At 39.7% G+C, this 2663-nt stretch carries 3 protein-coding genes; all 3 read left to right on the top strand.

Annotated elements, in window-relative coordinates; genetic code table 11:
* The first annotated feature begins 362 nt into the window (after positions 1 to 362).
* Genes IBX42_RS11990 through IBX42_RS11980 form a run of 3 tightly spaced genes read left to right on the top strand, consistent with a single transcriptional unit; the run spans position 363 to position 2592 of the window.
* Positions 363 to 1757: a hypothetical protein gene (locus IBX42_RS11990; protein ID WP_294933165.1), complete on the top strand. Its 1395-nt coding sequence runs from the start codon at positions 363 to 365 to the stop codon at positions 1755 to 1757.
* A 33-nt stretch (positions 1758 to 1790) separates the two neighbouring features.
* The gene (locus IBX42_RS11985; protein WP_294933164.1) at positions 1791 to 2162 is read left to right on the top strand and encodes a hypothetical protein; all 372 of its coding nucleotides are present in this window, start codon (positions 1791 to 1793) and stop codon (positions 2160 to 2162) included.
* A complete protein-coding gene (locus IBX42_RS11980; protein ID WP_294933163.1) occupies positions 2149 to 2592 on the top strand; it encodes a hypothetical protein in 444 nt (147 codons plus the stop codon). The genes IBX42_RS11985 and IBX42_RS11980 overlap by 14 nt, the downstream gene beginning before the upstream one ends.
* The last annotated feature ends 71 nt before the right edge of the window (positions 2593 to 2663 follow it).

Below are 2663 nucleotides of genomic sequence, written 5' to 3'. Positions count from 1 at the left end.
CTTCATCTCTTTGGTAGAAGTGCGCAACAACCGTTACGCTTAGCTTCTTTTTATATTCATTAATTTTTTCTTTTAGCTGTCGTGTAGTAAGTTCCAAAAAAATTCCTTTTCTAAATAGTCGCATTATTATAGCAAAAAATAGTATTTAGAAAATAGGAGATTCATTCATGGGAGAGGCGTAATAAAATTTCACAAAATAATACTTTTATATAAATATTTTGTGTTTTATAGTGTTTTATTAATTCTTAAGCATTTCATCTATATAGTGCACATAAGGCGTTAAGTATGGCAAAACAATTTCGCATCTGAATAAGTAATTTCTTTCCTGCAAAGCGCTAACTTTGAACAAAAAAAGGATACACATGCGTATAGTAACAATGCTGCTTTTGGGAACATCTCTAAGCCTCTTTGCCTCTTCTTCGTGTCAGAGCGCTTTCCCGGATGCGCTCAGCAGTGAAAGATCCATAATTTTCCATAGTGCTGCGACAGTTAACGGATCGGGAAGTGACCTTATCACCCCACAGATCTTTATTGAAAAAGCTAAACCCAAATGTGATAAAAAACCCTGCGAAGCGACAGAGGGCAGACCTGCCACATTGAAACCTTTCGTGTTTCAAACTACAAACAATAGAAATACGCTCGAGATTAGTAGTAGCGTAACGCTTAATGTTTCAGATATTGGAAATCTCGTCATTGCGGCAGATAATGTGACCGTTACCTTCGATGCTCCACCTTCTACAAAAGGGTTTAACCGCCTTCAGAAGATCGGCACTATTATAGACAATGCCAAAAACACGACATATATTTTTAAAGCGGGAGATTATCATATACGCTCTTGGGTGGTTGACAACAACCCCAACAACCAAAAAAATCCAATTATTAAAGACCACCTCACTATCCAGTCGGACGGGCTCAGCCGACTCTTTATCAATGAAGGATTGACCATTGACAAGTTTACTCCGGCAAGTCCAAATGAACCGGTTATTGCTATCAATAATGATATGCAAACAAAACAGAGAAAATTATTTGGTGTAATTCCAGCAGGTACTCAGACCGTAAAAGCCAGCCCTTCACAGCTTCTTCTCTATTCGCTTGGCGATATCTCGATCAATACCTTTGGAAACTATGACATCAATGCCATTGTTTATGGGTTTAAAGAAGTGGGGTTGAGTGGAGACCCTTTGAGTAGTTTTATCGGAGCAATTCACAGTGAAGGTCATTTGAATATCGGTAGAGAGGATAAACCGACAACGCCAACCGGAACATTCGTTTATGACAGTGATGCGATAGAGAGCCTCTACCGCGATTTCAGCATCTGCTCAACTATGCCACAAGAGCCGGGAAGCGTCAGCAACGAAACAGTGCTGGGTATCGACGCCAACCGTAACCTTGTCAGAGATGATGTGGAGATATGGATACTTAAAAACTATGAAAAACAGATACAGCAGAAGTCGTTGATGCAGTATGCTAGAAGTTACCAGAAATTCTGGGGTGAGAACCCGACACAGGAGGTGGCGTTTGAGGCACAGAAGTCTACTGAAAAAGCAGTGCAATGTTTAATAGAATATGGGTTTGCCAATATGGGACAATTTGACGGGTATGATGACTCCGATGAAATTGATGTGCTTATGTTGAATACACCGGATCGCTTGAGAGCAGAGGGAAGGATTATGGATCTTATCGCAGGGCATGCCTTCAAAAGAGAAAAGCATGGAAAGAGTGCGTGTGATTTTGATATTGAAGAGTTGGAGGAGTAGAAGATGAAACGATTACTAACAATAGCCATCTTCATGCTCCTATATGTTCATATTGCTTATGCAACATCAACATGCAGCGCAGTCGTACATATTAACGGGATCAATACGGAGCGACCAAATGCGGAAAAGAATTTAGAACGACTAGTAGCAGAAGTGGGAGAAGAATATAATGGTAAAGTTTTAAACTATGTTCTAGGATACAACCCTACCGAAGGTTTTTTAAGTGATCTAGCCGATGTCATCGAAGCAAAACACAACGAATACCCGGCAGTGACAGAAGCCGAGATGATCCGATTCTATCTGCTTGCTCAAAATCAAGAGGTCAATCAGACCGATCTTGATATTGAGATGGTAACAAATTTTTATGTGGAGCAGATAGAGAGTAAAGGGATTGAATTTAATTAGACCTGTTTTAGATTCAAATCAACCTGTTCCATTTTCATTCAGTGATTTCTTAGGGCATAATTTAAGAAAAATTTATCTGAGCCGTGAATTGGAAGTAAGAAGTGTTATTGTCAATAATATTCACTCGGTACTTGATTCTTTCCCCGAATGTCAGTCCTGCGCTTTTAAAGTTGCCCTCAATGATGCTGAAGTGACCTGCTATAGTAATGATATCTTTGAGCGTATCGGTTACACAGGAAGCTCTTCTTTCCCTTATAGCAGTTATACATTTCATATAAACTATGATGATATCAATACAAGCTGGACGGCTTGTCGCCATTGTACACAAGGTTGGACCAATAGCAGCGGTGAGCGTTTGGAGATCGGAAACGGTGCAGGCGGGCAGTGGATACACGGCGGGATCAATCTCTTTGTCAATGTTGTTGATTGACAAATCAAAGAGTTGGATATAAATTTATATGCTTGTAATCATAGATAAAGTAAAATGGTGTAAATTTTTAC

This window comes from Sulfurimonas sp., from assembly GCF_014859695.1.
Classification (GTDB): domain Bacteria; phylum Campylobacterota; class Campylobacteria; order Campylobacterales; family Sulfurimonadaceae; genus Sulfurimonas.
This window is presented reverse-complemented; position numbering and strand designations above follow the sequence as displayed.

Bases quoted from the DNA above. Each gene is read 5' to 3' on its own strand.
- IBX42_RS11990 (WP_294933165.1), top strand. From the start codon at position 363: ATGCGTATAGTAACAATGCTGCTTTTGGGAACATCTCTAAGCCTCTTT.
- IBX42_RS11985 (WP_294933164.1), top strand. From the start codon at position 1,791: ATGCTCCTATATGTTCATATTGCTTATGCAACATCAACATGCAGCGCA.